Annotated in this window: 27 protein-coding genes; 9 read left to right on the forward strand and 18 right to left on the reverse strand. The window is 54.1% G+C overall.

Annotated elements, in window-relative coordinates; genetic code table 11:
* Positions 1–12 precede the first annotated feature (12 nt).
* On the reverse strand, positions 13–1737 hold the full coding sequence (acsA, locus tag KXU80_RS08410) for an acetate--CoA ligase (RefSeq protein ID WP_219837757.1): 1725 nt from the start codon (positions 1735–1737) through the stop codon (positions 13–15).
* Positions 1738–1891: 154 nt separating this feature from the next.
* On the opposite strand from acsA, the gene KXU80_RS08415 reads away from it, so the two are divergent.
* Positions 1892–2524 (forward strand): GNAT family N-acetyltransferase, encoded by a 633-nt coding sequence (locus KXU80_RS08415; protein ID WP_219837758.1) that lies wholly within the window; start codon positions 1892–1894, stop codon positions 2522–2524.
* A gap of 41 nt (positions 2525–2565) precedes the next feature.
* Complete coding sequence (locus tag KXU80_RS08420) at positions 2566–3747, forward strand: acetoin utilization protein AcuC (RefSeq protein ID WP_219837759.1); 1182 nt, start codon at positions 2566–2568, stop codon at positions 3745–3747.
* A gap of 92 nt (positions 3748–3839) precedes the next feature.
* On the opposite strand, the gene KXU80_RS08425 is transcribed toward KXU80_RS08420, so the two are convergent.
* The 5 genes from KXU80_RS08425 to KXU80_RS08445 form a co-directional block, all read right to left on the reverse strand.
* Positions 3840–4544: a 5'-methylthioadenosine/adenosylhomocysteine nucleosidase gene (locus KXU80_RS08425; RefSeq protein ID WP_219837760.1), complete on the reverse strand. Its 705-nt coding sequence runs from the start codon at positions 4542–4544 to the stop codon at positions 3840–3842.
* On the reverse strand, positions 4545–5549 hold the full coding sequence (gene ccpA / locus KXU80_RS08430) for a catabolite control protein A (RefSeq protein ID WP_219837761.1): 1005 nt from the start codon (positions 5547–5549) through the stop codon (positions 4545–4547). It abuts the gene before it with no gap.
* 71 nt (positions 5550–5620) lie between these two features.
* On the reverse strand, positions 5621–5977 hold the full coding sequence (gene ytxJ, locus KXU80_RS08435; RefSeq protein ID WP_258171320.1) for a bacillithiol system redox-active protein YtxJ: 357 nt from the start codon (positions 5975–5977) through the stop codon (positions 5621–5623).
* Positions 5978–5998: 21 nt separating this feature from the next.
* Complete coding sequence (locus KXU80_RS08440; RefSeq protein WP_308858213.1) at positions 5999–6436, reverse strand: hypothetical protein; 438 nt, start codon at positions 6434–6436, stop codon at positions 5999–6001.
* Positions 6437–6546: 110 nt separating this feature from the next.
* Positions 6547–6969, reverse strand: a complete 423-nt coding sequence (locus KXU80_RS08445) for a VanZ family protein (RefSeq protein ID WP_219837762.1) — start codon at positions 6967–6969, stop codon at positions 6547–6549.
* A gap of 70 nt (positions 6970–7039) precedes the next feature.
* Here KXU80_RS08445 and KXU80_RS08450 point away from each other — a divergent pair, with 70 nt between their 5' ends.
* Positions 7040–7564, forward strand: coding sequence for a type 1 glutamine amidotransferase domain-containing protein (locus tag KXU80_RS08450; RefSeq protein WP_219837763.1), 525 nt, complete (start codon positions 7040–7042; stop codon positions 7562–7564).
* Between the two features lie 78 nt (positions 7565–7642).
* Here KXU80_RS08450 and ptsP read toward each other — a convergent pair whose 3' ends face one another.
* The 6 genes from ptsP to KXU80_RS08480 form a co-directional block, all read right to left on the reverse strand.
* On the reverse strand, positions 7643–9400 hold the full coding sequence (gene ptsP / locus KXU80_RS08455; RefSeq protein ID WP_219837764.1) for a phosphoenolpyruvate--protein phosphotransferase: 1758 nt from the start codon (positions 9398–9400) through the stop codon (positions 7643–7645).
* Positions 9397–11280, reverse strand: a complete 1884-nt coding sequence (locus KXU80_RS08460) for a glucose PTS transporter subunit IIA (RefSeq protein ID WP_219837765.1) — start codon at positions 11278–11280, stop codon at positions 9397–9399. Before KXU80_RS08460 ends, ptsP begins: the two co-directional genes overlap by 4 nt.
* Before the next feature lie 158 nt (positions 11281–11438).
* Entirely contained in the window at positions 11439–12152 is a 714-nt protein-coding gene (locus KXU80_RS08465) for a hypothetical protein (RefSeq protein ID WP_219837766.1), read from the reverse strand.
* Between the two features lie 114 nt (positions 12153–12266).
* Positions 12267–12701 (reverse strand): CoA-binding protein, encoded by a 435-nt coding sequence (locus tag KXU80_RS08470; protein WP_219837767.1) that lies wholly within the window; start codon positions 12699–12701, stop codon positions 12267–12269.
* Positions 12702–12768: 67 nt separating this feature from the next.
* Entirely contained in the window at positions 12769–14061 is a 1293-nt protein-coding gene (gene aroA, locus KXU80_RS08475; RefSeq protein ID WP_219837768.1) for a 3-phosphoshikimate 1-carboxyvinyltransferase, read from the reverse strand.
* 32 nt (positions 14062–14093) lie between these two features.
* Positions 14094–14624 (reverse strand): shikimate kinase, encoded by a 531-nt coding sequence (locus KXU80_RS08480; protein ID WP_219837769.1) that lies wholly within the window; start codon positions 14622–14624, stop codon positions 14094–14096.
* Between the two features lie 147 nt (positions 14625–14771).
* Between KXU80_RS08480 and KXU80_RS08485 the strand changes: the two genes are divergently transcribed.
* The gene (locus tag KXU80_RS08485) at positions 14772–15071 is read left to right on the forward strand and encodes a hypothetical protein (protein WP_219837770.1); all 300 of its coding nucleotides are present in this window, start codon (positions 14772–14774) and stop codon (positions 15069–15071) included.
* On the opposite strand, the gene gndA is transcribed toward KXU80_RS08485, so the two are convergent.
* The 4 genes from gndA to KXU80_RS08505 all read right to left on the reverse strand — a co-directional run bounded on the left by gndA (position 15052) and on the right by KXU80_RS08505 (position 18345).
* On the reverse strand, positions 15052–16467 hold the full coding sequence (gndA, locus tag KXU80_RS08490) for an NADP-dependent phosphogluconate dehydrogenase (RefSeq protein ID WP_219837771.1): 1416 nt from the start codon (positions 16465–16467) through the stop codon (positions 15052–15054). The genes KXU80_RS08485 and gndA overlap by 20 nt on opposite strands.
* A 315-nt stretch (positions 16468–16782) precedes the next feature.
* Entirely contained in the window at positions 16783–17379 is a 597-nt protein-coding gene (locus KXU80_RS08495; protein ID WP_219837772.1) for a hypothetical protein, read from the reverse strand.
* 222 nt (positions 17380–17601) lie between these two features.
* Entirely contained in the window at positions 17602–17793 is a 192-nt protein-coding gene (locus KXU80_RS08500; protein WP_308858298.1) for a hypothetical protein, read from the reverse strand.
* 126 nt (positions 17794–17919) lie between these two features.
* Entirely contained in the window at positions 17920–18345 is a 426-nt protein-coding gene (locus tag KXU80_RS08505) for a hypothetical protein (protein WP_219837774.1), read from the reverse strand.
* Between the two features lie 213 nt (positions 18346–18558).
* Between KXU80_RS08505 and KXU80_RS08510 the strand changes: the two genes are divergently transcribed.
* Genes KXU80_RS08510 through KXU80_RS08530 form a run of 5 tightly spaced genes read left to right on the forward strand, consistent with a single transcriptional unit; the run spans position 18559 to position 20500 of the window.
* The gene (locus tag KXU80_RS08510) at positions 18559–18795 is read left to right on the forward strand and encodes a spore germination protein (RefSeq protein WP_219837775.1); all 237 of its coding nucleotides are present in this window, start codon (positions 18559–18561) and stop codon (positions 18793–18795) included.
* Positions 18795–18998, forward strand: coding sequence for a spore germination protein GerPB (locus tag KXU80_RS08515; protein ID WP_219837776.1), 204 nt, complete (start codon positions 18795–18797; stop codon positions 18996–18998). The genes KXU80_RS08510 and KXU80_RS08515 overlap by 1 nt, the downstream gene beginning before the upstream one ends.
* Positions 18999–19019: 21 nt before the next feature.
* Complete coding sequence (gene gerPC / locus KXU80_RS08520) at positions 19020–19778, forward strand: spore germination protein GerPC (RefSeq protein ID WP_219837777.1); 759 nt, start codon at positions 19020–19022, stop codon at positions 19776–19778.
* A gap of 28 nt (positions 19779–19806) precedes the next feature.
* On the forward strand, positions 19807–20064 hold the full coding sequence (locus tag KXU80_RS08525) for a hypothetical protein (RefSeq protein ID WP_219839289.1): 258 nt from the start codon (positions 19807–19809) through the stop codon (positions 20062–20064).
* Positions 20057–20500 (forward strand): spore germination protein GerPE, encoded by a 444-nt coding sequence (locus KXU80_RS08530; protein WP_219837778.1) that lies wholly within the window; start codon positions 20057–20059, stop codon positions 20498–20500. Before KXU80_RS08525 ends, KXU80_RS08530 begins: the two co-directional genes overlap by 8 nt.
* A gap of 506 nt (positions 20501–21006) precedes the next feature.
* Here the strand turns inward: KXU80_RS08530 and KXU80_RS08535 are convergent.
* Together KXU80_RS08535 and thrS are read right to left on the reverse strand one after the other, a co-directional pair.
* Positions 21007–21459 (reverse strand): GyrI-like domain-containing protein, encoded by a 453-nt coding sequence (locus tag KXU80_RS08535; RefSeq protein ID WP_219837779.1) that lies wholly within the window; start codon positions 21457–21459, stop codon positions 21007–21009.
* A 142-nt stretch (positions 21460–21601) separates the two neighbouring features.
* Positions 21602–23521, reverse strand: a complete 1920-nt coding sequence (gene thrS, locus KXU80_RS08540; protein ID WP_219837780.1) for a threonine--tRNA ligase — start codon at positions 23519–23521, stop codon at positions 21602–21604.
* Between the last annotated feature and the right edge of the window lie 222 nt (positions 23522–23743).

The raw sequence follows: 23743 nt of genomic DNA on the forward strand, positions 1-23743 counted from the left end.
TTGCCGCTTGCGCTAGTCTTCGATTGTCGACAAATCGCCTGTCGGCAAGTTCAGTTCCCATGCCTTCAGCACGCGGCGCATAATCTTGCCGCTGCGCGTCTTCGGCAGCTTATCTTTAAATTCGATTTCTCGCGGCGCAGCATGCGCGGAGAGGCCTTCTTTTACAAACTTCGCAATATCGGTCTTCAGCTCTTCCGACGGCGTATAGCCTTCACGGAGCGCTACAAACGCTTTGATGATTTCACCGCGCATCGGGTCTGGCTTGCCGATGACGCCCGCTTCGGCGACAGCCGGATGCTCGACCAGCTTGCTCTCGACTTCGAAAGGACCTACGCGCTCCCCTGCTGTATTGATTACATCGTCAATACGGCCTTGGAACCAGAAGTATCCGTCCTCATCGAGATATGCGGAATCTCCTGAGATGTACCAGCCTGGAATACGGAAATATTCATCGTATTTCGCCGGATTATTCCACACTTTGCGCATCATGGACGGCCAAGGCGCTTTAATGGCCAGATTGCCCATTTGGTAAGGTGCCAGCTCATTGCCGTTGTCGTCGATAATGGCCGCTTGCACGCCTGGGATTGGCTTACCCATCGAACCCGGCTTAATATCCATGCTCGGGTAGTTGCAGATGAGCTGGGCGCCGGTTTCCGTCATCCACCAGGTATCATGAATCCGCTGGTCATAAACTTTAAGTCCCCAGCGAACAACCTCGGGATTAAGCGGCTCGCCGACACTGAGCACATGGCGAAGACTGGAGAGGTTGAACTGCTGCACCACATCGTCGCCTGCGCCCATCAGCATGCGGAAGGCCGTCGGCGCACTGTACCATACGGTAACGCCATAGCGCTCAATCGTCTTATACCAGTCCTGCGGACTGAAGCGGCCGCCGCGAATAACGTTCGTCGCTCCATTCAGCCACGGCGCGAATATTCCGTAAGAGGTGCCCGTCACCCAACCTGGGTCGGCCGTACACCAGTAGACATCATTCGGCTGCAGGTCCAGGACGACCCGGCCCGTAAAATAATGCTGAATCATGGCATTCTGCACGTGAAAGACGCCTTTCGGCTTGCCGGTGGAACCGGATGTATAGTGAATCAGCAGTCCGTCTTCGCGGCCCAGCCACTCGATATCGGCCTGCTCCGAGGCTGCTGCCATTTCGGCTTTGAAATCGACGATGCCCTCGCCCGGCTGAACGTCATCTCCGTAGACGATGATATGCTTCAGGTTCGGAAGCTCGCTGCGCGGAATACGCGAGAGCAGCGCCGGCGTCGTGACAATTGCGACTGCGCCGCTATCCTGCAAGCGGTCTCTTACGGCTGTTTCCATAAACGCTTCGAACAGCGGGCCGACGACAGCGCCTACCTTCAATGCGCCCAGCAAAGCAAAGTAAAGCTCAGGTGTGCGCGGCATAAAAATAAACACGCGTTCGCCTTTCCCGATACCCAAGCCGCGAAGCACGTTCGCAAAGCGATTGGATTGCTTGGAGAGCTCTTGGAACGTGTAGGACTCGTCTCTGACGGCATCGCTATAATAGAGTGCAATTTTGTCGCCCCGTCCTTCTGCAACATGACGGTCGATTGCTTCAAAGGCCATGTTGACCTTACCTGTTTCGTGCCAGGAAAACTGCTGTTCAAGCTGTTCAAAACTGAATTGTTCATAGGTTTCTTCGTAGTTCGTCATGTTGGAGCCGGATGCCGCTGCCGGTACCCGTTCTTGATGCATATTCAACATTGTCCATCATCCTCCTACCCATTGTACGACCATGTTTTCTATGTCCATACGAATACGCTTACAATTATAGCATGCCAGATGTTGTTGGACCATGCTTTTCATTCCAACTTTTTTTTGCTATAAGTAGGTTAGAACGCGAAGGGAGCCACCCGCTTTGGAGCATCGCAAAGTAACGCAAACGGAATTTCTACCCTTTCAAAATCGGGAAATTAGAATAGAAGGCCCCCTCCCCGCCGAAGCGCTGCATGGGCTTGAATTGCACGCGCAGCTGGATGCCTTCCGCAGACCCGCCGAACAGTTCAAGGCGCTGATTGAGATTGCAGAGCTTCCCGAGGGCCGGATTATCGCGGCAAGGGACGGCGATACCATCGTCGGTTACGTTACCTTCCATTATCCCGATGAATTGGAGCGGTGGTCGGAGGGCGGGATGATGGATTTGATCGAGCTCGGCGCCGTTGAAGTCTCCGATGATTACCGCGGACTCGGTCTGGCCAAACGAATGATACAGCTTGCATTCGCACAGCAGCAGCTGGAGAATGTCATCGTCTATACGACGGAGTATTATTGGCATTGGGATCTTGAGGGCACCGGACTCAGCGTCTGGGATTACAGAAGCATGATGGAGAATTTAATGAAAACGGCAGGCATGGTATGGTTCGCCACCGACGATCCCGAGATATGCGCACATCCCGCCAATTGCCTCATGGTTCGAATCGGCAGAGAAGTGCCGCTCAGCTCCGTTGAACAATTCGACCGCGTCCGCTTCAGGCAGCGGTTCATGTATTAGAAGCAGACATGCAGCATTAGTAGAAAGGCAGTTGAAGCAGCATGGCGGCAAATGCCGTATTCATTCATCACCCCGCCGCGGAGCGGTATGAATTAGCTTCGGAGCATCCCTTTAATCCGATTCGGCTGACGGCGGCGCGGCACTTGCTCGAAACCGCCGGGGCGCTTGAGCCTTCATCGATCGTCATGCCCGCGCCAGCAGGCGATGAACTGCTGCAGCTTGTGCACAGGGCGGATTACGTGCAAGCCGTGAACCGTCTCAGCACCAGTCAACCGCTTGCGGAAGCGGCCGCACAAGCCGAACGGTACGGGTTAGGCACAGAGGATACACCTTATTTTGCAGGCATGAACGAGGCAGCGGCGGCCATCGTCGGCGGCTCTGTACATGCCGCCGATCTGGTCATGTCGGGCTCGGCCAAACACGCGTATCATATGGCAGGCGGACTTCACCATGCTTTTCCGGACCGCGCATCGGGCTTCTGCGTCTATAACGATGCGGCAGTCGCCATTGCGCATATCCGCAAGCAGTACGGCGCCCGCGTGCTCTACATCGATACGGACGTTCATCATGGCGACGGCGTGCAGTGGGTTTTCTACGCCGATCCCGACGTTTGCACATATTCCATCCATGAAACGGGCAAGTTTCTGTTTCCCGGAACCGGCTTTATTTCGGAGCGCGGTATGGACGCTGGCTTCGGAATGAGCGTCAATGTTCCGATGGAGCCGTATACGGAGGACGAATCGTGGCTTGACAGCTTTCGCTTAACCTTGGAGAAGACAGCGGCCATGTTCAAGCCGGACGTCATCATCAGTCAGCATGGCTGCGATGCGCATGCCTTCGATCCGCTGTCGCATATTCAGTGCAGCATGCGCATCTACCAAGCGATGCCGTCCATTATCCATCAGCTTGCGCATACGTACACAGACGGACGCTGGATTGCCGTCGGCGGCGGCGGCTACGACATATGGCGCGTCGTACCGCGCGCTTGGGCGCTCGTGTGGCTCGAGATGTCCGATCACCCCATTTCCGCCCGCCTGAACGCAGAAGGGGGCGGCAATGCACCTCTGCCGCATGCTTGGCGGGAGCGCTGGTCGGACATGAGCACAGAGCCCCTGCCCGACCAATGGCTCGATGATTTGAGCACTTGGCAGCCTATGCCTCGCAGAGCGCAAATTGTACAGCGCAACCGCGAGATCACGGCTCAAGTGCTGGAACAGATCTAAAAACCAAAAAGGCATCCCCCGCAATTTCTTCATAGAAGAATGAACGGGGGATGCCTTTATTGAATGGCGTCAAAGCTACTTAAATTACGAACTTAGATATGCTGAAGCATTTCGTCAATGATCGCATGGGAGTTCACGGACGCTTGAATCGTAAATTCCGTAAAGTTCACATCCGCCGAACCGTCAGCCTTGTCCGACATCGAGCGGATGACGACGAACGGAATATCGTTCATGACACACACTTGGGCAAGCGAAGCGCCTTCCATCTCCGTACATGCGCCGCCGAGATCGTCGTAAAGCGCGAGTACCGCATCTCGAGATGCGATGAACTGATCGCCGGAGAGCACTTTGCCTTGCATGCAGCGGCCTGGGAATAGACGCTCGCAGGCTTGGCTTGCCAAGGCTACGAGATCCGGAGCTGCCTGAAACTCCCAGGTGTCCTGGAACGGAATCTGCCCGCGCGCAAATCCAAGCGGCGTGCAGTCCATGTCATGCTGCAAGCAGGTTGTCGACACCACAAGATCGCCGATGTTCAGGCTTGGATCAACCGCGCCGGCGACACCTGTGAATAACACGCAGTCCACGCCTGCATCGATGAGCAATTGCGTGCACACCGCTGCATTCACTTTGCCGACACCGGATTTGCAGAACACGACTTGACGCCCGTGAAGCATGCCTTCTACATATTCAATGCCTGCCTTCACGAAAGAACCTGTCTTCTCGACATGCTTATGAAGCAGCTCAATCTCTTCAACCATGGCACCGATAATGCCGATTTTGGTGTACGAAGCTGTCATCTATAAACTCCCTACTGACTGACGGGTCACAATTTCATGCGGTAGAATAACTTTGGCGTTCTCGACCGATTCCTTCTTCATCAGCTTCGTCAGCAGACGCATCGACACAGCTCCGATGTCGTACATCGGCTGCGCGACGGCCGTCAGCTGCGGTCTGACCATGGAGGCCATCCGGCTGTTGTCCACGCTGATGACGGAGATGTTATCCGGCACTTTCAAGCCGGCATCTTGAATGCAGTGAATGGCGCCGATCGCCATCTCGTCCGTAGCCGAAAAAACAGCCGTTGGACGGCTAGGCAGCTCCAGGAAATATTTCATCGCGTCCACGCCGGATTCATAGCGGTAATTGCCGATTCGAACCAGGTTCTCGTCATACGGTAAACCAGCTGATTCCAGCGCACGCTTGTAGCCTTGAAAACGGGCATAACCATTTGCAGGATCCTGCAGCGTGCCGCCGATCATCGCGATCGAACGATGACCTTGTTTAATCAATGTTTGGACAGCGTCGAACGCCGCACTTTCGTGATCGATATCGACGGAAGGAATGGTGCCATGCTCGTCCGTCGTCGCACAGAGGACGATCGGCACGTTGGCGGTTTTGAACGCTTGCAAATGCTCCTCCGTTACGGCTCCGCCCATGAACAGAAGACCGTCAACCTGCTTCTCAAGCAGCGTGTTAATAACGCGAATCTCTTTATCTTTCTTCTTATCCGCGTTGCACAAAATAATATTGTAGTGATACATATTTGCAATATCTTCAATGCCCCGCGCAACTTCCGCGAAGATCGCATTGGAGATATCGGGAATCACAACACCGACTGTTGTCGTTTTTTTGCTAGCAAGACCGCGTGCAACGGCATTTGGACGATAGCCGAGTCGTTCAATGGCTTCGAACACTTTCTTGCGCGTCTGAGGCTTCACGTTCGGATTGTTATTGACAACCCGCGATACTGTCGCCATCGACACGCCTGCTTCTCTTGCTACATCATAAATGGTTACCGTCACAGTCCTTCTCTCCATTAGTTCAAATTTTTATCTCGCCCGCAATACTTTATCGTTAATGATACGACAAAATATTACTTTTCGCAATGCGTACCGAGATGCTCGTCTAATGTCGAGTAGGTAATCCGCCAGTGGGAAGCATACCAGGACACGTTGCCGTCCGTTACTAAAATCAATTGCGGCGATTCATGCTTGAGATGCAGTTTATCCGCGATGGCGTTCGATACGAACCGATCCTCCGGAACAAGTACCATTTCGAGCCTGACAGCCAGTGAAGCCGCGTCCTCGAGCCAATTGGACAGTTCCTCGTAAGCGCCGCTGCTAATCGAGCAGTTTGTGCTGTGCTTGAACACAAGAACAGGTTGTCGATAAGAGTGCTCGAAGGCCTCTTCCCAATTTGCAATCGTTCTCATTGGATTCGGCAGTTTCACTTCGACATCGACACCCCTCTACTATCCGTACTGAAGCAAACTTCTGCTTAATTGAGCAAGACGCTTATGTATATCAGCCGTCCAGTCCTCGTCGCCTGAAGCCTGCGCTACTGCAAACAAATCCAGAAGCATATCGATTCGTTCCTCAGTCAGCCTTCTCATCATGGCAGGATCGGAATGCTTCTGATCGTGATACGCTTCTACCAACAGCTTTGCCCATTCATTCCATTCGTTAAACAAATAAGTTTGTTTTACGGGGAATGCACCCAGCGTGCTGATCAATCCAGTCAAGTCCGGCTTCACTTCCGGGAACACCTCGCTGCGGTTGCATGACGTGCATGAGTAAATCGGAACGTTGTCGATTTCAACTTTGTTCGAATAGATGACGGTACGCAGCTTCATCGGCATCACATCGCCGCAAGAACAGCGCTTATGCAAACTACCCCACTCCTTCTCCATTTAGCAGCACGGCTTCTAGACTTTCGAGTGCTAGAAAGCACAGCTAGACGTTAAAGGTATTCGACCCACCTAAGAAAAGTCCTGCTTCCGAAAAAGTTGTAATTTTTGCATCATTCGGGTCTTAGAACCAGACGTCTCCACAGCGTTCGAACCCTTGGCACAGCCAGCAAAAGCACGGCCAAAGCAGCGCCGATTCCGTCATGCAGGAGATCATCAGGATCAGGCGTTCGCCCTGCGACGAAGGACTGGTGATACTCATCGGTTACCCCGTAAGCAACGCACATGACGATGATGAGCAGCTTCGCAAGCCAGCTCTCGCCTCTGCGTCCGAACGCGTAAGCGAACGTAAGCGAAAGTACGAAATACGCGAGGAAATGACCCCAATCAAAACTCGCCATTGCAGGGAACAGCTTCTGAAACCAGGGAAGAAACGTATTCAATTCATCACCCGTTCTGGATGAGAGCAGATAAATGGCTGCCATAATGAAGATGCTTGGCGCGCATGCCAGCCATCTCTTAGCGGTTTGCTTCATAGAATCACCTTCGTTACAATGAATAGGATTAGGAATGACGTTAACGCGTTCCATAGAAGGAGGCTTGGACATGTCCTTGCAAGGAAAAACGATTATTTGCCTGCTTGACGACGAATTCGAGGATCTCGAATTATGGTATCCCGTCTACCGCGTCCGCGAGGAAGGCGCAACGGTTCTGTTCGCAGGACCGGAGAAGAATCGCACTCATATTGGAAAATACGGCGTGCCTGCTACAACCGATATCGCCTACGATGAAATGGACGGCAGCCGGATCGACGGCCTGCTCGTCCCCGGCGGCTGGGCGCCCGACAAAATCCGCCGCTACCCCAAGGTGCTGGAGCTTGTACGCGAATTGGATGCGGCAGCCAAACCAATCGGGCAGATTTGCCACGCCGGCTGGGTGCTGATTTCCGCCAAAATTTTAGCTGGCCGCAAAGTAACCTCCACCCCGGGCATTCGTGATGATATGGAGAATGCAGGAGCGATCTGGTACGATGAGGCGGTCGTCGTAGACGGAAATCTCATCTCTGCCCGTCGACCGCCGGATCTGCCGCCTTATGCGAAAGCATTCGTGGACGCGCTTCGCGGCAGCTGAGCAGGCTAAGCTAACCAGGTAACAAGCCTTTAGGAATAAAGAGGCGGCAAACTATCGTTTGCCGCCTCTTTGCTGCGATTAGGAGCTTTTGGATACCGCTGGGAAGTCAGCCGCAGGCTGTTCTCCCTGTACGGCGCGAAGCTTCTCATGAATTTGACTGCTCGTTCTGCAGCTCAGCAAGCTGTTGAACAAATCCCGGCTCTCCTGCTGCTTCAGCGTTAGCAGCCGCTCTTTAACGGGCAATATAGAATGCGCCGACATACTCAGCTCATCGATGTCCAGCGCCAGCCAAATCGGAAGCGCCTTAAGGTCGCCGGCCATCTCGCCGCATACGCCCACGTGAATGCCCTTGTGCTTGGCCGCTTCCACCGTCAGCTTGATCATCCGCAGCACGGACGGGTGATACGGCTCATACATATGCGAAATCTGCTCGTTCATCCGATCGACGGCAAGAGTGAATTGAATCAAGTCATTTGTGCCAATACTGAAGAAATCCACCTCATCGGCGAGCAAATCCGCGATGAGCACGGCAGCCGGCAGCTCGATCATGATGCCTACTTCCACTTTGTCCGCGAAGGGAAGCCCTTCGGTGCGCAGCTCCTGCTTGCACTGCTCCAGCAGCGCGTTCGCAGCTTGTACCTCATCCACGGATGATATGAGCGGATACATGATTTTCACGTTGCCGTAATGGCTGGCGCGCAGAATCGCCCGCAGCTGCGTTTTGAACAAATCCGTTTTGTCGAGACAAATCCGGATCGCCCGGTACCCAAGAAACGGATTATCCTCTTCAGGTAATTCGAAGTAATCCAAATGCTTATCCCCGCCGATATCCAGCGTGCGAATAATGAGTGGCTTGCTGCCAAGCTTCTCCGCTACGGTCCGGTATACCTCGAATTGTTCTTCTTCTTGCGGCAGCCGGCTGCGATCCATATATAGAAATTCGGTACGGAACAAGCCTACGCCGTTCGTTCCGCTGGATAACGCGACGTCGAGCTCTTTCAGCGAGCTGATATTGGCGCTGAGCTCCATTTCCTTGCCGTCCTGCGTAACCGGCTTGACGCTGACAATGCCCTTTAGCCGCTGCTTCTTCTCGCCGTACATAATCTGCTTGCTGGTGTACAAATCTACTAAGGACTGCTCCGGATGCAGATGAACCACGCCGAGCTCTCCATCTATAATCAGCATATCGCCTGTCTGGATCGCTTCTTCCAGCTTGGACTCAATGCCGACCACGAGCGGAACGCCGAGCGCTCTGGCCATGATAGAGGAATGCGAAGTCGTGCTGCCCGCAAGCGTCGCAATACCGAGCACATGACTCGGATTCAGATGCGCCAGCTGCGAGGGAGACAGCTCCTTGGCAATCAGTATGAAAGGCTGCGTATCAGATGGCAGTGTAATCTCAGGAGCCCCCAGCAAATGCTTCAGCAGACGGTTGCCGACATCTTTGATGTCGAGCGCCCGCTCCTTCATGTATTCATCATCCAGCAGGTCAAACATCGTAACGAAATGGTCGATCGCTTCCTTGACCGCTACCTCGGCCGCTTTGTATTGGCGCTGGATGATGCCTTGGATTTCGTTCATGAAGACCGGATCGTCCAATATCGCCAAATGTGCGTCGAATATATAGCTTTCCTCGGCGCCGACCACCTCGCGCAGCTCGTCCTTCATCTGTTCGATCTCGACCTTAGATGTGCGGATGCCTTCGTAGAGGCGGTCAAACTCTCGTGCCAAGTCGCCGACGTCTATTTTCTGCTCCGGCAAATCCCACTCCCAGTTGGGAAGGACAAACGCTTTGCCGATGGCGATACCTGATGAAGCCCCTATTCCTTGAATCACGCTGTTTCCCCTCCACCGCTTCTCTCTTTTAGAACGACCGACATGACGGAAGCTTGCCCGCGCTTGACGCCCTTGAACGGCGCGAAGCTCCAGGAGCTGACCCGGTCCGAATTGGTAATGACCATCGGTGTTGCCAGCGATTTGCTTCCTTTGCGGATTTTCTGCATATCGAACGTAATGAGCATCTGTCCCGGTTTCACCTGGTCGCCTTCCTTGACGACCGCGTGAAACCCGTGGCCCTTCAGCTGTGATGTATCGATGCCGATGTGCAGCAGCACTTCAAGCCCTTCTGGGGTCCGAATGCCGATGGCATGCATCGACGGATAAACATGAATGACCTTGCCGAATACGGGCGACACGAGTTCCCCTTTATCCGGCATGAACGCAACGCCGTCACCGACGAGCTTGCCGGCGAAGATCGGGTCTGGCACCTCACTCAAAGGCATCATACGCCCTTGCACCGGCGAGCAGAACAACACCCTCGATATATCTCTTCGAATCGCCTTGTCCATTTCCTCCCGTATGAGCTCGGAATACGTGCCGAACACGATCTGCACGTTGCCGCCCCCGAGCCGGATGACACCCGCGGCGCCGAGATGCTTCAGCGCGTTGTTGTCTATCTGCTTGTCGCTTCCGACCTTCAGACGCAGACGGGTTATACAGGCTTCCATCTGAATGATGTTCTCCTTGCCGCCGATCGCCTGCAAGATAAGCGGCGCGCGGTACGGAATATCGCCTGCCCATTCATCCAGCTGCGAACCTTCCTCGCGGCCCGGCGTTGGAATCCGGAATCTCCGAATCGCCCACCGGAACATGACGTAATACAACAATCCGAACAAGATGCCGATTGGTATAAGCAGCCAGCCGCGAGTCGACAGATGCTCGTTGATCAGATAATCGATAGCCCCCGCCGAGAACGAGAAGCCCGCGCGAATGCCAAGCTCGTACGTAATCCACATCATCATACCCGAGAGCAGCGCGTGGACGACGAATAGATATGGCGCCACAAATAAAAACGCGAATTCAATTGGTTCTGTGACACCCGTTAAGAAAGAAGCGAGAGCCGCAGTCAAGAATGTTTTGCGAATCTTCGGCTTCAAGTCCTCTCTCGCCTCATGAATGATAGCAAATGCAATCGCCGGCAGTGCGAACATCATCGTGGGATACAGCCCCGCCATGAATGCGCCGGCCGACGGGTCGCCGGCGAAGAAACGCGGCAAATCGCCGAAAATCATCATGCCGTCCGGCGCCTGATAACCGCCCACCTGAAACCAGAATACATGGCTGACCAAGTGGTGCAGCCCGAATACGACCAGGATGCGCAGCACGAACCCGAACAGAAACACACCGAAGCCCCCGCCCGAGTTGACGATATCCCCGAGCTCAATGAGCGCGTTATGTATGATCGGCGCGATCTGTACCATCACGATCGCCCAAAGCGTGGAGAAGACGCTGACGATCAACGGAATAAAGCGGGGTCCTCCGAAAAACTGAATGTATTCCGGCAGCTTGATTGATTTGAATCGTTCGTTCAAAATACTGGTGACGATGCCGATAATGACGCCGGTAAAAACCGTCGGCTCCAGCTCGTAATGGCTCGCATTAATAATGCTTGTATAGATGAACATCCCTGCGATCGCGGCGAGTCCAGCCGTACCCGCATTGCTCGTCATCCCCATCGCAACGCCGAACGCAAATAAATACGGCAAATAACGAAACAGTGCTTCGCCTGCCATTAGCAGATGTGTATGGATACTCGGCATACCCATCGAGTCCCAAGGCAGCGAACTGAGAGCGATAAATACCGCTGCCCCTGGCAGCACGATGGTTGGAAGCATCAAGGATCGGCCGAGTTGCTGCAAATGACCCATGATGTTCATAAGTTTCCCCCTTTCTATCTATGGGATCGCGGCTTCGCTATCGAAATCGGTCACGGATTCTTATTTGATCGTAAGGGTTTCCTCCCCCATTGTCAAAAAGAAAACGGCGGACCCGAAGTCCGCCGTCCCGTCACAACGTTCAGCCCGGATGCTGCGGCTTAGAAACGTTGTTGGTTGTTGCCCATGCCCATTTGGCTTCCACTAGCGGTATAACCCGTGCGGGATATGACCGGACCTTGGTTGGCATACCCGAAGCTCTGCAGAACCGGGGTGTTGCCAGCTTGGCTCGTAAAGTTCGTCGCACCGTACCCTGCGTTCATGCCTTGACTTTGCGCTTGATAGCCGCCAAAGTGCGAGATCACCGGCTGCGATTGGGATTGGTTTACGTATTGAGTCGTTTGCTGCGGCTGAGCTTGCTGCGCTTGGTAGCCGCCGAAGTGCGAAATCACCGGCTGCGAGCTCGCGTTATAGGAGCTTTGACCGAATCCGGATTGATACTGCATACCGGACGATTGGTAAGGCTGGGCCTGCTGCGTGTTTTGCGCTTGATAGCCGCCTACGTGCGAAATTACCGGCTGCGAGTTCGCTTGAATGGAGCTGCCGCCGAAGTGCGACAGCACAGGCTGCGAGTTGTTCGAGAAGTTTTGGCTGGAGAACGAATTCATAGAGGCTTGTTGGCCGTAACCGCTGTTCGCCGAATAACCCAGATGAGAGATGACCGGTCCCGTGTTCGATTGGGCGGAAATGCTGCCGGGTTGCTGCTTCGGAATGCCTTGGTAGTTGGATTGTACATAGCCCGATGGTTGATATTGGTTCTGCTGCTTCATTCCCGATGCGTTCATGCCAAAGCCCTGCTGCCCGTATTGATTCATCGTCGTGTTGTCCTCCTAGAAATCCTGGGATTTGGCCCCGAGCTCGACGGCTTCAATGCCTCGGTTCTCGAAAGCCTCCTTTATTGTTGGAGAGACAACACAAAATTATAACCGTTAGGATTTGGAATTCCCGTGCGGCAGCAAAATGGAGTCTTCTACTTTAATGCATCGGTCCATAATTACAGTCAAGCCGGCCTTGGCGGCAATGTCCGCTGCTTCCCCGCTCTCGACGCCAAGCTGCAACCAGAGCGCCTTAGCGCCGATCGCTGCGGCATCAGCTGCGATCGGCGGTGTATGCTCGCTGCGCCGGAAGACGTTGACGAGATCGACCGGCTCCGGAATGTCGCGAAGGGACGGATAGCTGCGTTCGCCTAAGATGACATCGGCGTTCGGATTGACGGGAATGATTCGGTAGCCCTTGGCCTGCATCGCTGCCGCAACCATGTGCGACGTCCGCTCCGGATTGTCCGACAAGCCTACGACCGCGATTGTATGCGTGGCTTCCAGCAGTTGTTTGATTTCGTCTCGCGAAGGATTTGTGAATGTCATACGGCACAGTCCTTTCCCTATTTCGGCTTAGAGCACGAGCCTTGTCGCTGATACCCGTGTCTTATTTCTAGTCAACCCATTCCACGTTCGCGCCAAGCGATTTCATGTGATCGAAGAAGATCGGATACGACTTCGCAACATGATGCGCGTCATGAATACGGATTGGCTTCTTCGCGCGAAGACCAACGACGGTCAAGGCCATAATGACGCGGTGATCGTAATGCGCGTTAATGTCCACGCCGCCCTCGACGCCTTCCGGACGACCATGCACGATGATCTCGCTGCGGCGTTCTTCCACGTTGGCGCCTGCTTTACGAAGCTCGTTCAAATAATCCGTGATCCGGTCGCATTCCTTGTAGCGGAGATTCTCGACATCGTAGAACCGGGATGTGCCCTCGGCGAATACAGCCGCGGCCACCATAGCCAGCACGGCATCCGTCGCTTTGTCGCCGTCGAATTCCAGTGCCTTGAGCTTGCCATTACCTTGGACGTGCACGGTGCCATTCTCATGCGTCAGAGGTACTTCCATCATGCGAAGCACATCGACGATCGCGCGCTCACCTTGCTTGCTGTTCTCCATCAAGCGGTGCAGCTTTACGTCAGACTGTGTCACGGCCGCTGCAGCGAGTACAGCTGCGGAGCCAGGGTAGTCACCTTGAACAATATACTGCTTGGCCTCGTACCGCTGGCCGCCCTTCACGCGGTAGTGCATTAGATCGTCGCTAGCTTCGATGACGATTCCCGCCTGCTCCAGCACCTCGAGCGTTTGGCCGACGACGACTTTGGATTTCAGGTCATGCAGCACTTCGATCTCGCTGTCTTCCGCAAGAAGCGGCGTTAAGAACAGCAGCGCGCTCAAGAATTGAGAGCTTACGCTGCCGGATACTTGGATTTTACCGCCCTTGGCTGCGCCGCCGCGGATGGTAATCGGCAGCTTGCCGTCGTTATGCTGCACGTCAACGCCGATCTGGCGGAGCGCATTAATTAGATCGTCATGCGGCCGTTTGCCGAGGGAATCCGGGTAGCGGTTAATGAACGTCACGTCAGGAGCAAGCGCCGCGATCGCCATTAGGAAGCGCAGAACCGCACCGGCATTGCCGACATCCAGCTCTTTCACGTCGTGCGGACGGGAACCGAAGCCCTTGATGGTTATCTTCTCTTCGTCTTCCTCGATCACGGCGCCGAGATCGCGGATGCATCGGCGCATCGCGTCGCTGTCTTCGCTGTGCGCAGGGTAATAGATTGTGCTCGTACCTTCCGCTAGCGCCGCCACCAGCAGGTAGCGCGTCGTATAATTCTTGGAAGATAGTGCTTGAAGTTCGCCTTGCAATTTGGGCGTAGGGGTTACAATAACGTCCATAGTGTCCGTAAAACTCCTTCGTTAGTAGAATGTCAGACTTTGCTCTGTTCCATGGCTTGCTGAATCTGTTCCACAACCTCTTTCACGCTGAGCTGCGTCGTATCGATGGTCAAATGGGCAAAATCGTATGCACCCTTGCGGTCCTCGAGCAGCTTATATACGCGTTCGCGAACATCGCCTTGCAGAAGCGGCCGGTCAGGATCCTGGCTGACGCGCGCGATTACCTGCTCCGGATCTGCCGTCAACGCAACGACAAAGCTGCCTTGAAGCATCAGCTCGCGGTTGGCCGGAGCCAGCACTGCGCCTCCGCCGGTGGCAATAATCAGCGGCCCTTCCGATTGGAGCACTTCGGCAAGCGCAGCGGTCTCGGCAGCACGAAAATGCTGTTCCCCGCGGCTAGCGAAGATAGATGCGATCGTCTCTCCCTCTCGTCTTACGATCTCGGCATCCACGTCGCAAGTCGTACATCCGAGCTGCTCTGCCAGCTGTTTGCCGACCGTAGATTTACCCGTTCCCATAAAACCGATGAGCACGACATGCTGCCGCGGCTTCCTATTGCTCATTCACGAACACCTTCCCACCTGCGATCTAACACGATAAACATGTCCCATGATTATACCATTTTTAAGTTTTAACGGGTATAAAAAACTTGTTTCTACCGTAGAGTTGATAGTACGGCTGCAAACATTCGAATAGAGGAGTGACTCCCCATGGCTCCACTGCCCGAGCCCTTCTCCGTCCAGTACCGCATGGACCGGATCAATAACCCCGATTACCCGTTGTCGCGCGAAGACGTGATTTGGACGCTGGAATATGTAAAAAAGAAAATGGCTGACGAAGCACCCGATTTACTCGGTCTCCCCCAGCCATTCCTGTTACGAAAATTTCAATGCTTCGCCGAAGCTTCCCTGCTGCTCCTCAAGCAGCGCAGCGGCTGCGGCCCGGAAGCCGACCGGCTGCGTCACTGTCTGCAGGAAGTCATGTCGGGTCTTACGATTGAATCCAATTGAAGTGGAACGTGCCTTCTTTGTCCACACGCTTGAACGTATGTGCGCCGAAGTAGTCGCGCTGCGCTTGCAGCAGGTTAGCCGGCAGGCGCTCCGTACGGTAGCTGTCGTAGTAGGACAGCGCGCTTGCGAAGGCAGGAACCGGGATTCCTTGCGTCACAGCAGTCGCGATGACTTCGCGCCATGCACCTTGGTACGATTCCACGATTTCTTGGAAGTAGCTGTCAAGCAGCAGGTTGGATAGGCCTGCATTGCGGTCGTAGGCATCCTTGATGTTTTGCAGGAAGCCTGCGCGGATGATGCAGCCGCCGCGGAAGATCATCGCGATATCGCCGTAACGCAGATTCCAGCCGTACTCATCGGATGCTGCGCGCATTTGCGCGAAGCCTTGCGCGTAAGAGCAAATTTTGCTTGCGAACAGCGCTTTGCGGACGGATTCGACGAACGCCGCTTTGTCGCCTTGGTACGGAGCCGCTTTCGGTCCTTTGAGCAGCTTGCTCGCTTCGACGCGCTCTTGTTTCAGTGCGGACAAGAAACGGGAGAAGACGGATTCGGTAATGATGGACAGCGGTACGCCGAGATCAAGCGCGCTTTGGCTTGTCCACTTGCCCGTACCCTTCTGGCCGGCGGAATCCAAAATGACGTCGACCATCGGTTTGTTCGTGTCCGGATCGTATTTGGAGAAAATGTCAGCCGTAATTTCGATCAGGTAGCTGTCTAGCTCGCCTTTGTTCCATTCCGTGAAAATCGATTGCAGCTCTTCCGTGCTGACGCCCAGCACGCGGCTCAGCAGGTCGTAAGCTTCGCAGATCAGCTGCATGTCGCCATACTCAATACCGTTGTGAACCATCTTCACATAGTGACCCGCGCCGTCCGGTCCGATGTATGTGCAGCAAGGATCTCCGCCGACTTTGGCGGAGATTGCCGTAAGGATCGGCTCAACCAGCTTATATGCGGACTCTTGACCGCCCGGCATGATGGACGGTCCTTTCAGCGCGCCTTCTTCACCGCCGGATACGCCGGTTCCGATGAAGCGGATGCCGCGTCCTTCAAGGTCTTTGCTGCGGCGCTGCGTGTCAGGGAAGTAGGCGTTGCCGCCGTCGATGATGATATCGCCTTCGTCCAGCAGCGGCACGAGCGCATCGATCGTCGCGTCCGTACCCGCGCCGGCTTGCACCATGATCAGGATTTTGCGCGGCGATTCCAGCGATGCCACGAATTCTTCGATTGTGTATGTACCGACTAGGTTTTTGCCAGCCGCTTCTTCTTTCATGAAGTCGTCCGTTTTCTCGCGGGAGCGGTTGAATACGGATACCGTAAACCCTCTGCTCTCAATGTTAAGCGCAAGGTTCTTACCCATGACGGCAAGTCCGATAACACCGATTTGTTGTTTAGACATTGATCTCTTCCACACCTTTTCTCTAATGTAGTGATGCAGCAACGCGCGTCGTGCCAATAGGCTCCGTGCGCAAACAATACTCCTATTTTACTCCTTTTGACGCGCAATGAAAACCTTGTTCGTGAGAAAATTGCCCAGAACGCAGTAAGCCCTCGGGAAAAGCTTGGCATAGTGCTAGCCTTCCATTAAAGAATCAGGTTCATTCCCGGCATATCGGCCGGCCTCTATTGAAAGCCGAAATTTCGGCAAAAACAAAATAAACTCCCGGCTCGCAAGCATCCGGGAGTTTATTTCATGACTTCAAGCGCGGGTATTTCAAAGCTCAAGCTGTATCATCTCAGTTCTTAGGGATTGCAGCCTCTCTTTGGACTGCGCCATGTCTGCTTCTCGGCCTTCGGTGATCGCTTCGTGGAGGACGGACAATTCGTAATCCAGCTCATACCGGAGCACAGACGCTCTTTCCTCAGCCCGTTTCGACTGAAACGCCTGAATCACTTCTTCGACGGTGACAAATGGTTTCTTCTGATAGATGATGCGATGTTCCATGCCGGACACCTCCACAAGTCGTATAATTTCGCCAAACATAATGCTTTCAATTACGATTTGCCTGTCCTTGAACCGTTTGACCACGGCATGGCCGCGTGAATCATTAATCAGCTTCTCCAGCAAATCCGACAGCTTCTCATCTTTAATTAAATAGTCGCCGATGATTTTGTAACGATTGCGCACCCGTTGGAACCGAAGCTTAACCAGCTTTCGGCCGCTTCGAACGGAGATGAGAAAATAGACATCGGTTTCGCTCCAGTACAACGAATACCCTTCCTGAATCAAATCCCGAATGAGATTCTGGATTTGCCGGCGGTCGAAACGCAGCTCCAAATTGCAATACTCCACCTCATAACTCTTGTTCATCGGCAAGCCCTCCCCTCGTGTGCAATTGATGACGAAATGTTCTGAATATTCTCTCATATCAATATCTTATACTCCATCTTATGTTCTGGCAACTTGGATTATTGACTATTTTTAAACCAACCTGCCGATTTGGACAAACAAAGTTTTAAACACGAAAAAAGCCGTCTCCGCATCTCGATCGCAGATGCAGGAAACGGCTGGAAAGCTGCGTAAAGAGTTTCGTCAGACGAACCATTGATTCAGAATGAAGCCGAACACGACACCGCTGACGACTGCGCCGATGAAGCTGTACGCGCCTGAACGGAATCGCTGCTGAAACATTCGTAGCACGCCGAGGCTCAGCAGCGAGAAGAACAGCATGATAAAAATCGCGCCCGTGATGAATAGAGCTGCCGATATTTGACTAACATCCACCAGTGTCAAGGAAAACACTCCCTATGCAAGATCTTACTTGCATTATAGCGAATGAGCTCTTCCTGCGCCAGCCGACCTTCCTAGAATATCGGACAAATTGGTGACAATTTGGCATCGCTTTCCGGCTTACAAGCCTTGGATCTTTGCAACATGCGACCGTTTGCTTGGCGGCCGCTTGCGCAGCTTGATTTTGAGCACGGCGCCGTCGTATTCCGCCAAACAGGTTCTGGGAAGCACCAGTTTCGGTAGACGAATGACCTCGCTGTCGCCGCTTGGAAGTCCGCTGATTTTGATTCGGTCTTCCTTGGCGAGCAATCGAACGGCGGTCAGATCCGCCGCTTCGCCGAGCGGATAAGTGACCACGACGAATCGTTTCGTTTCCAGTACGTTGGCATTCGACGTCTGGAAGGCGGAGGACGCGGCCGGTATCGCTTTGTTCATCATGCCGCGAACGTAATTCTCGATCCATTCCGATTGACGGAAGATATCAAAACCTTTGGGGAGCTGCTGTTCCTCCATCCATTTCTCTAATTCCTCCCAATTGGAAGCCAATGCGATTACCCCCGATCCATGCCTATATTAGCCAATATATGCATGCGCCTAGAGCCCTGACACTCGCCCTCTCATTCCATCCGGCCAGGTTCAGCTGCAGCTCTGCGAGGATCCGGCAGTATGCGCCCCTCCCCCTGCAAGTCACGTCATGGGCGATTGCCGCATAAGATATAGCATCTGCTCAACTGTATTTCTGTTAAGGAGTGACGCATTATGCCTGCAATTGTCGGCTTTGTTAAAGTAATCAGCGTCGGCTCGAGCGCTGTCGTGCAATTCGGCGATTCCGTCCAAATTTCTCCGTCAAGCTCCTCTAAAACCTACGCAGGATCGGGTTCCTTTCTGACCGGTGGCTTAACGAATTCCAATAATGCCGTCAGTGCCACGAACACCAGCGATCCGGATTTGCAGGACAATACGGAGAACAACGTGGCGACCGGGGTGAACGTTTGATGAATCTCACGGTTCACCAAACCATTACCATTCATCAGCTTCGCGTGAACAACGTAACGAATTCCTCCGTCCTGCAAGTCGGGACGGCGGGTTCGATCGCCTCCAACGCGCAGCTTTACAATACGGGTGGATTTACAAGTCCAGCCCCGCAGCTAGGTGATGAGAATCCTTTGAACTTCGTTCCGCTGCCGAATCCGAATTAGCTAAGGGAGGCTTGCGCGATTATGCAGAATGAATCCAACACACCGCCAACCCCCTGGCAGATGATTGCGGCACTCAACCAATATGTGCAGCGCATGCAATGTCAATTGAATGACCAGCAGGCGGTCATCCAAAAACTTTGCCGGCAGCTTGATGCAATGAACGAACGATTGAACGCCGCGGAGAAGAAGCCCTATTATCACGTTGATACCATCCAATATCATTTTGACCAATTGAAGGTAGAGAAGCTAGACGGGACGCTCAACATCGGAATGTCCGCACCGAGCGAAGAGCAAGTAAAGGAAATCGGCCAGCTCGTCATGCCAGGCAAAGGCGATTACACTGTCGTGAACGAAGCGAAACAGCCGGCCGAGATGGATACCGATCCGCAGTCCAGTCAGAAGCCGAACCAGTTTCCTTCGCCCGCTTCAATGGGCATGCCGTCCGCAGTCATGCCGCCCGCTCCCTATCCTGATATTCTTCGCGCAGTCGATTGTTACTTGGAGCAAAATGCTCCGATGCGCCTTCGTCAGCTGGAGGCCGAAACCGGCGTGCAATTGGATCCCTACCACGAACGACTAGTCATCGCTGATATCCGCAAACAGATGAGCGCGCGCATCCAATTTTACATGCAGTCCCTTTCCAAGAAGACAGAATCCACTAAAGACGAAGTAACCGATCAGCAGCCGGTCAGCTTACAGGACGAGGTCATCCGTAAAACGACGCGCGACATCGATACTGCGCTGCAGAGCTACCTAAATCGATTGCAAAGCAAGCCCTAAACCAGAAACAATAAGGAGGCATATTCGAATGCAGCTTTACGTCGTTAATCACGTCCTCGCCGTTGGGAGCATCCAATTAACAGCCGTCGCGAGTGCTTCCGTCCTTCAAATCGGCGACACGCAATCCATATCGCTCGTGTCCATGTTCGACACCCCGCCGGAATCGGTCATCGTGGGACCTTTCGCGCCGCTTGAAGAACCAGAAGGAGCAGTAAACTCCGAAGCCGAGGAAGATGTGGCCAAACCAGCAGCATCGGTGCTGCCAGGAGAGCTGAACAATGGATGAGCCGCTCTCGATCGAACTGCTTCCTGCCGAAAAATCGGACTACCCTGTACGCGTATCGGAGGTTGGCGGCGCGTACCTCACCAGCATCGGCAGCGCGTCCGTCGTCCAGTTTGGGGACAGAGCGGACAGCACTCCTAAGCTTCGCGGGTTAGCCGTACAGCGGGAATCGGACCATCTGATCTCGAAGGAGGTCTATTTCGAGTCCTATAATATTTATAACCGTCAAGTACCGCCGGCTACGCCTTGGCTCCAAGCCGCGGCGAAGGCAGCTCCCGTCACCATGTCCACGTTCAACTGCAATCCGCGCATCAGCGTGGGCTGCGTCGATATCATCGCGATCAGCGGCGCCGCGCTGATGCTCGTCGGCAACGGCGCTAACATCAAGAGCGAATCGCGTATCAAGAACATTCGCCAGTTTGCCCGCCCGGCCTTCTGACCCCTCGAGATGGGCGAATGTCCAGCAAGGCTTATGGCGCTTGCCGTTCCTGAGGCTTCATCTAGGCGAATGTGTAATTATAGCTGTACCCCGTACAAACGTCCAAACGATTCAGCGCCAGCATCATATATTACCAATGTGATATGAAACAATCACAAATCAACCACTCGGGAGGTATGTACAGTGGGATACATGAATGGTGTAGGCGGAGCAGGAACAGGTTGCGGACCAAACCTTATCTGGACTAGTGCAGGCGTAATTCTCGTCCTTTATATTTTGCTCGTAATCGTTCTTCGCGGCGGCTTCTGTTAATCCTTTGCCCCCACAATCAAAAACAGGTCCTGCCTTCGGGCAGGACCTGTTTTTGTTAACGGCAGACCGTGCATCCCGTGGGCAGATCAGATAAATAGAAAATCGAAACGACGTTGAAGCCGACGATGGATGGCTGACGAACGAGCGGCCGATGAATGCGGTCAGCTCTAGTCCGAGAAACATGAGCGTAAGTCCTATGGCGCCAAAGGTACATACACATCGACTTCATTCGGCCATTGCGGCTTATGAACCTGGTACACCTCAAGTGACATGCCGCGCTTGTTGTTCTGCAGCCCTCTCGCGTTCAAGTAGGCATGCAGCACATCGTAGGGGTCTTCATCCAGCGTGCGTACCGTAATATAGCGCTGCTCCGGGATCGTGAAGCCGATCATGCCATCGGGAATAACGGACAGCTGATTGACCTCCATGCAGAACAAGTACGTGAAGAGCTGCTCGCAGACGAAAGAAGGACAGACGTAGCTCTCTGCATTCAACATCCCCTTGATTTCAAACCTGCGGCTGATAAACAGCTTCTGCAGCTGTTCCACGCGCTTTGGCTCATGCGCCTCAAACGCCGAGGTGAGCGCCATGCCGATAAATTTACGTTCCGGCAGCGTCACTTCCTTCACATCCTCGAGAGCACTCATGACGAGAAACCTCCTTATGATAATCGTATGGCCCGTGCACCAGAACTTCCCCATCTGCGTTGTCTAGCCCTAGACTATCCTTCTGCGCGCTTGGCGTCAATACGAACAGCCGCTATGAAGTCGTGAGTACGTTTCAATGTGCTTAATAGCTTCTAGCCGCCCGCTCCGCCCCTAATCGTCTGATCCATTCGGACACGGGCAGAGTCTCGATGCTGCCGTTCCGGCTTCTGACCGAAACGTTTCCCGAGCTCCTTTCCGCTTCGCCGATCACCAGCATATAGGGCACCTTTTCCAGCTGCGCGCCGCGGATTTTGTAGCCCAGCTTCTCCGGCCGAAGATCCAGCTCTACCCGGTAATCATCCGCCTTGAGCGCCGCTTGGACTTCCAGCGCATAAGCCCAATCCCCCTCCGAGACAGGGATCAGCTTCACCTGAACCGGGGCGAGCCAGAACGGAAATGCGCCGGCGTAATGCTCGGTCAGAATGCCGATAAACCGGTCGATCGAGCCATAGACGGCGCGATGGATAACGACGGGACGATGCTTCCGGCCGTCCTCGCCGATGTAGGAGAGGTCGAATTTCTCCGGCATTTGAAAATCCAGCTGCACGGTTGCGCACTGCCAGCTTCGGCCGATCGCGTCCCGGATATGAAAATCGATCTTCGGTCCGTAGAACGCTCCGTCGCCGGGATTAATCCGGTATTCGACGCCTTGGCTCTGGAGCACCCGCCGGAGTGAATGCTCGGCCTCGTCCCACAGCTCCTGCGCACCCATGGCATCATCAGGCTTTGTCGACAGCTCGATCCGGTACGCGAATCCGAACACGGCGTACATCTCGTCGATGAGCGCGATGATACGGCTGATTTCTTCCTCAATCTGATCCGGGCGCACGAACAGATGCGCGTCATCCTGGCAGAAGGTCCGCACGCGCATCATGCCGTTCAGCGCGCCTGAGTATTCATGCCGATGCACCTGGCCGAACTCGGCGAGCCGAATCGGCAGCTCCCGATAGGAATGCAATTCATGCTTATAGATCAGCATATGGCCGGGACAGTTCATAGGCTTGAGCGCATAATCCGTCTCGTCAACCTTCGTGAAATACATATTCTCCTGGTAATGCGCCCAGTGTCCGGACTGCTCCCACAGCCGCCGGTTCAGCATGATCGGCGTGCGCACTTCGTCATACCCCCGCCGATTGCCCAGCTCCCGAGAGAAGTTCTCCAGCAGTGTTCTGACTGCCATTCCCTTGGGCAAGTAGAAGGGCATGCCGGGCGCTTCCTCCGAGAACATGAACAGCTCCAAATCCTTGCCAAGCTTCCGATGATCCCGCTTCTTCGCCTCCTCCAACAGCTCAAGATGCCGCTCCAGCTGCGACTTCTTCAAGAATGCCGTACCATAGATCCGCTGCAGCACCGCATTGTTCGAGCTGCCCCGCCAGTATGTGCCGGCTGAGCTCAGCAGCTTGAATGCCTTAATCCGTCCTGTGGACGGCAGATGCGGTCCTCGGCACAAATCAGCAAATTCCCCCTGCTCATAGATTGAAATTTCTTCCCCTGGAGGCAAATCGCGAATCAGCTCAAGCTTGAGCGCTTCACCCCGTTGCGCGAAGAAAGCAATTGCCTCTTCCCGACTCACTACGCGCCGAACGATCGGCATATTCTCCTTCGCAGCAGCTTCCATTTCTTTCTCGATGACGCGCAGATCGGCAGGTGTCAGCGGCTTCTCGATGGCAAAGTCATAATAGAATCCATCTTGAATGACAGGCCCGATGCCCAGCTGCACCTCGGATTCGCCGTAAATTCGTTTGACCGCCTGCGCCAATAGATGCGCCGTACTATGCCGGTACACCTCAAGCCCCGCTTCGCTGTCGAATGGTATGATTTCTACCGAGCCGTCCTCCATAATGGCGTGGTCCAAATCCACCAGCCGGCCGTTCACTCTGCCCGCGACCGCGTTCTTGCGCAGCACGGGACTAATCGCTTCCGCAAGCGTCGCAACGGAAACACCTATACCGCAGCTTCGTTCCGATCCGTCCGCCAATCTTACCTTTACCTCGTTAACCATGAGCCTTCCTCCATTCGCCCGAAATTGGTTGTGAACGCAAAAAAAACGCTGCTCGCCCAGAAGGGACGAGTGCGTTCAGCTCGTGGTTCCACCCTCATTCGACCTTCCGTTTCCGCCGAAGCAGGAATACGGACAAGGCCCTTATTGGAATCCGGTAACGGGGATGAATCGGTTCCGTTTACAACCGCGACACATAATCGGCGGGTTCAACGTTACGGCTGC

The sequence above is a fragment of the Paenibacillus sp. R14(2021) genome, assembly GCF_019431355.1.
In the GTDB taxonomy this organism is placed as follows: domain Bacteria; phylum Bacillota; class Bacilli; order Paenibacillales; family Paenibacillaceae; genus Paenibacillus_Z.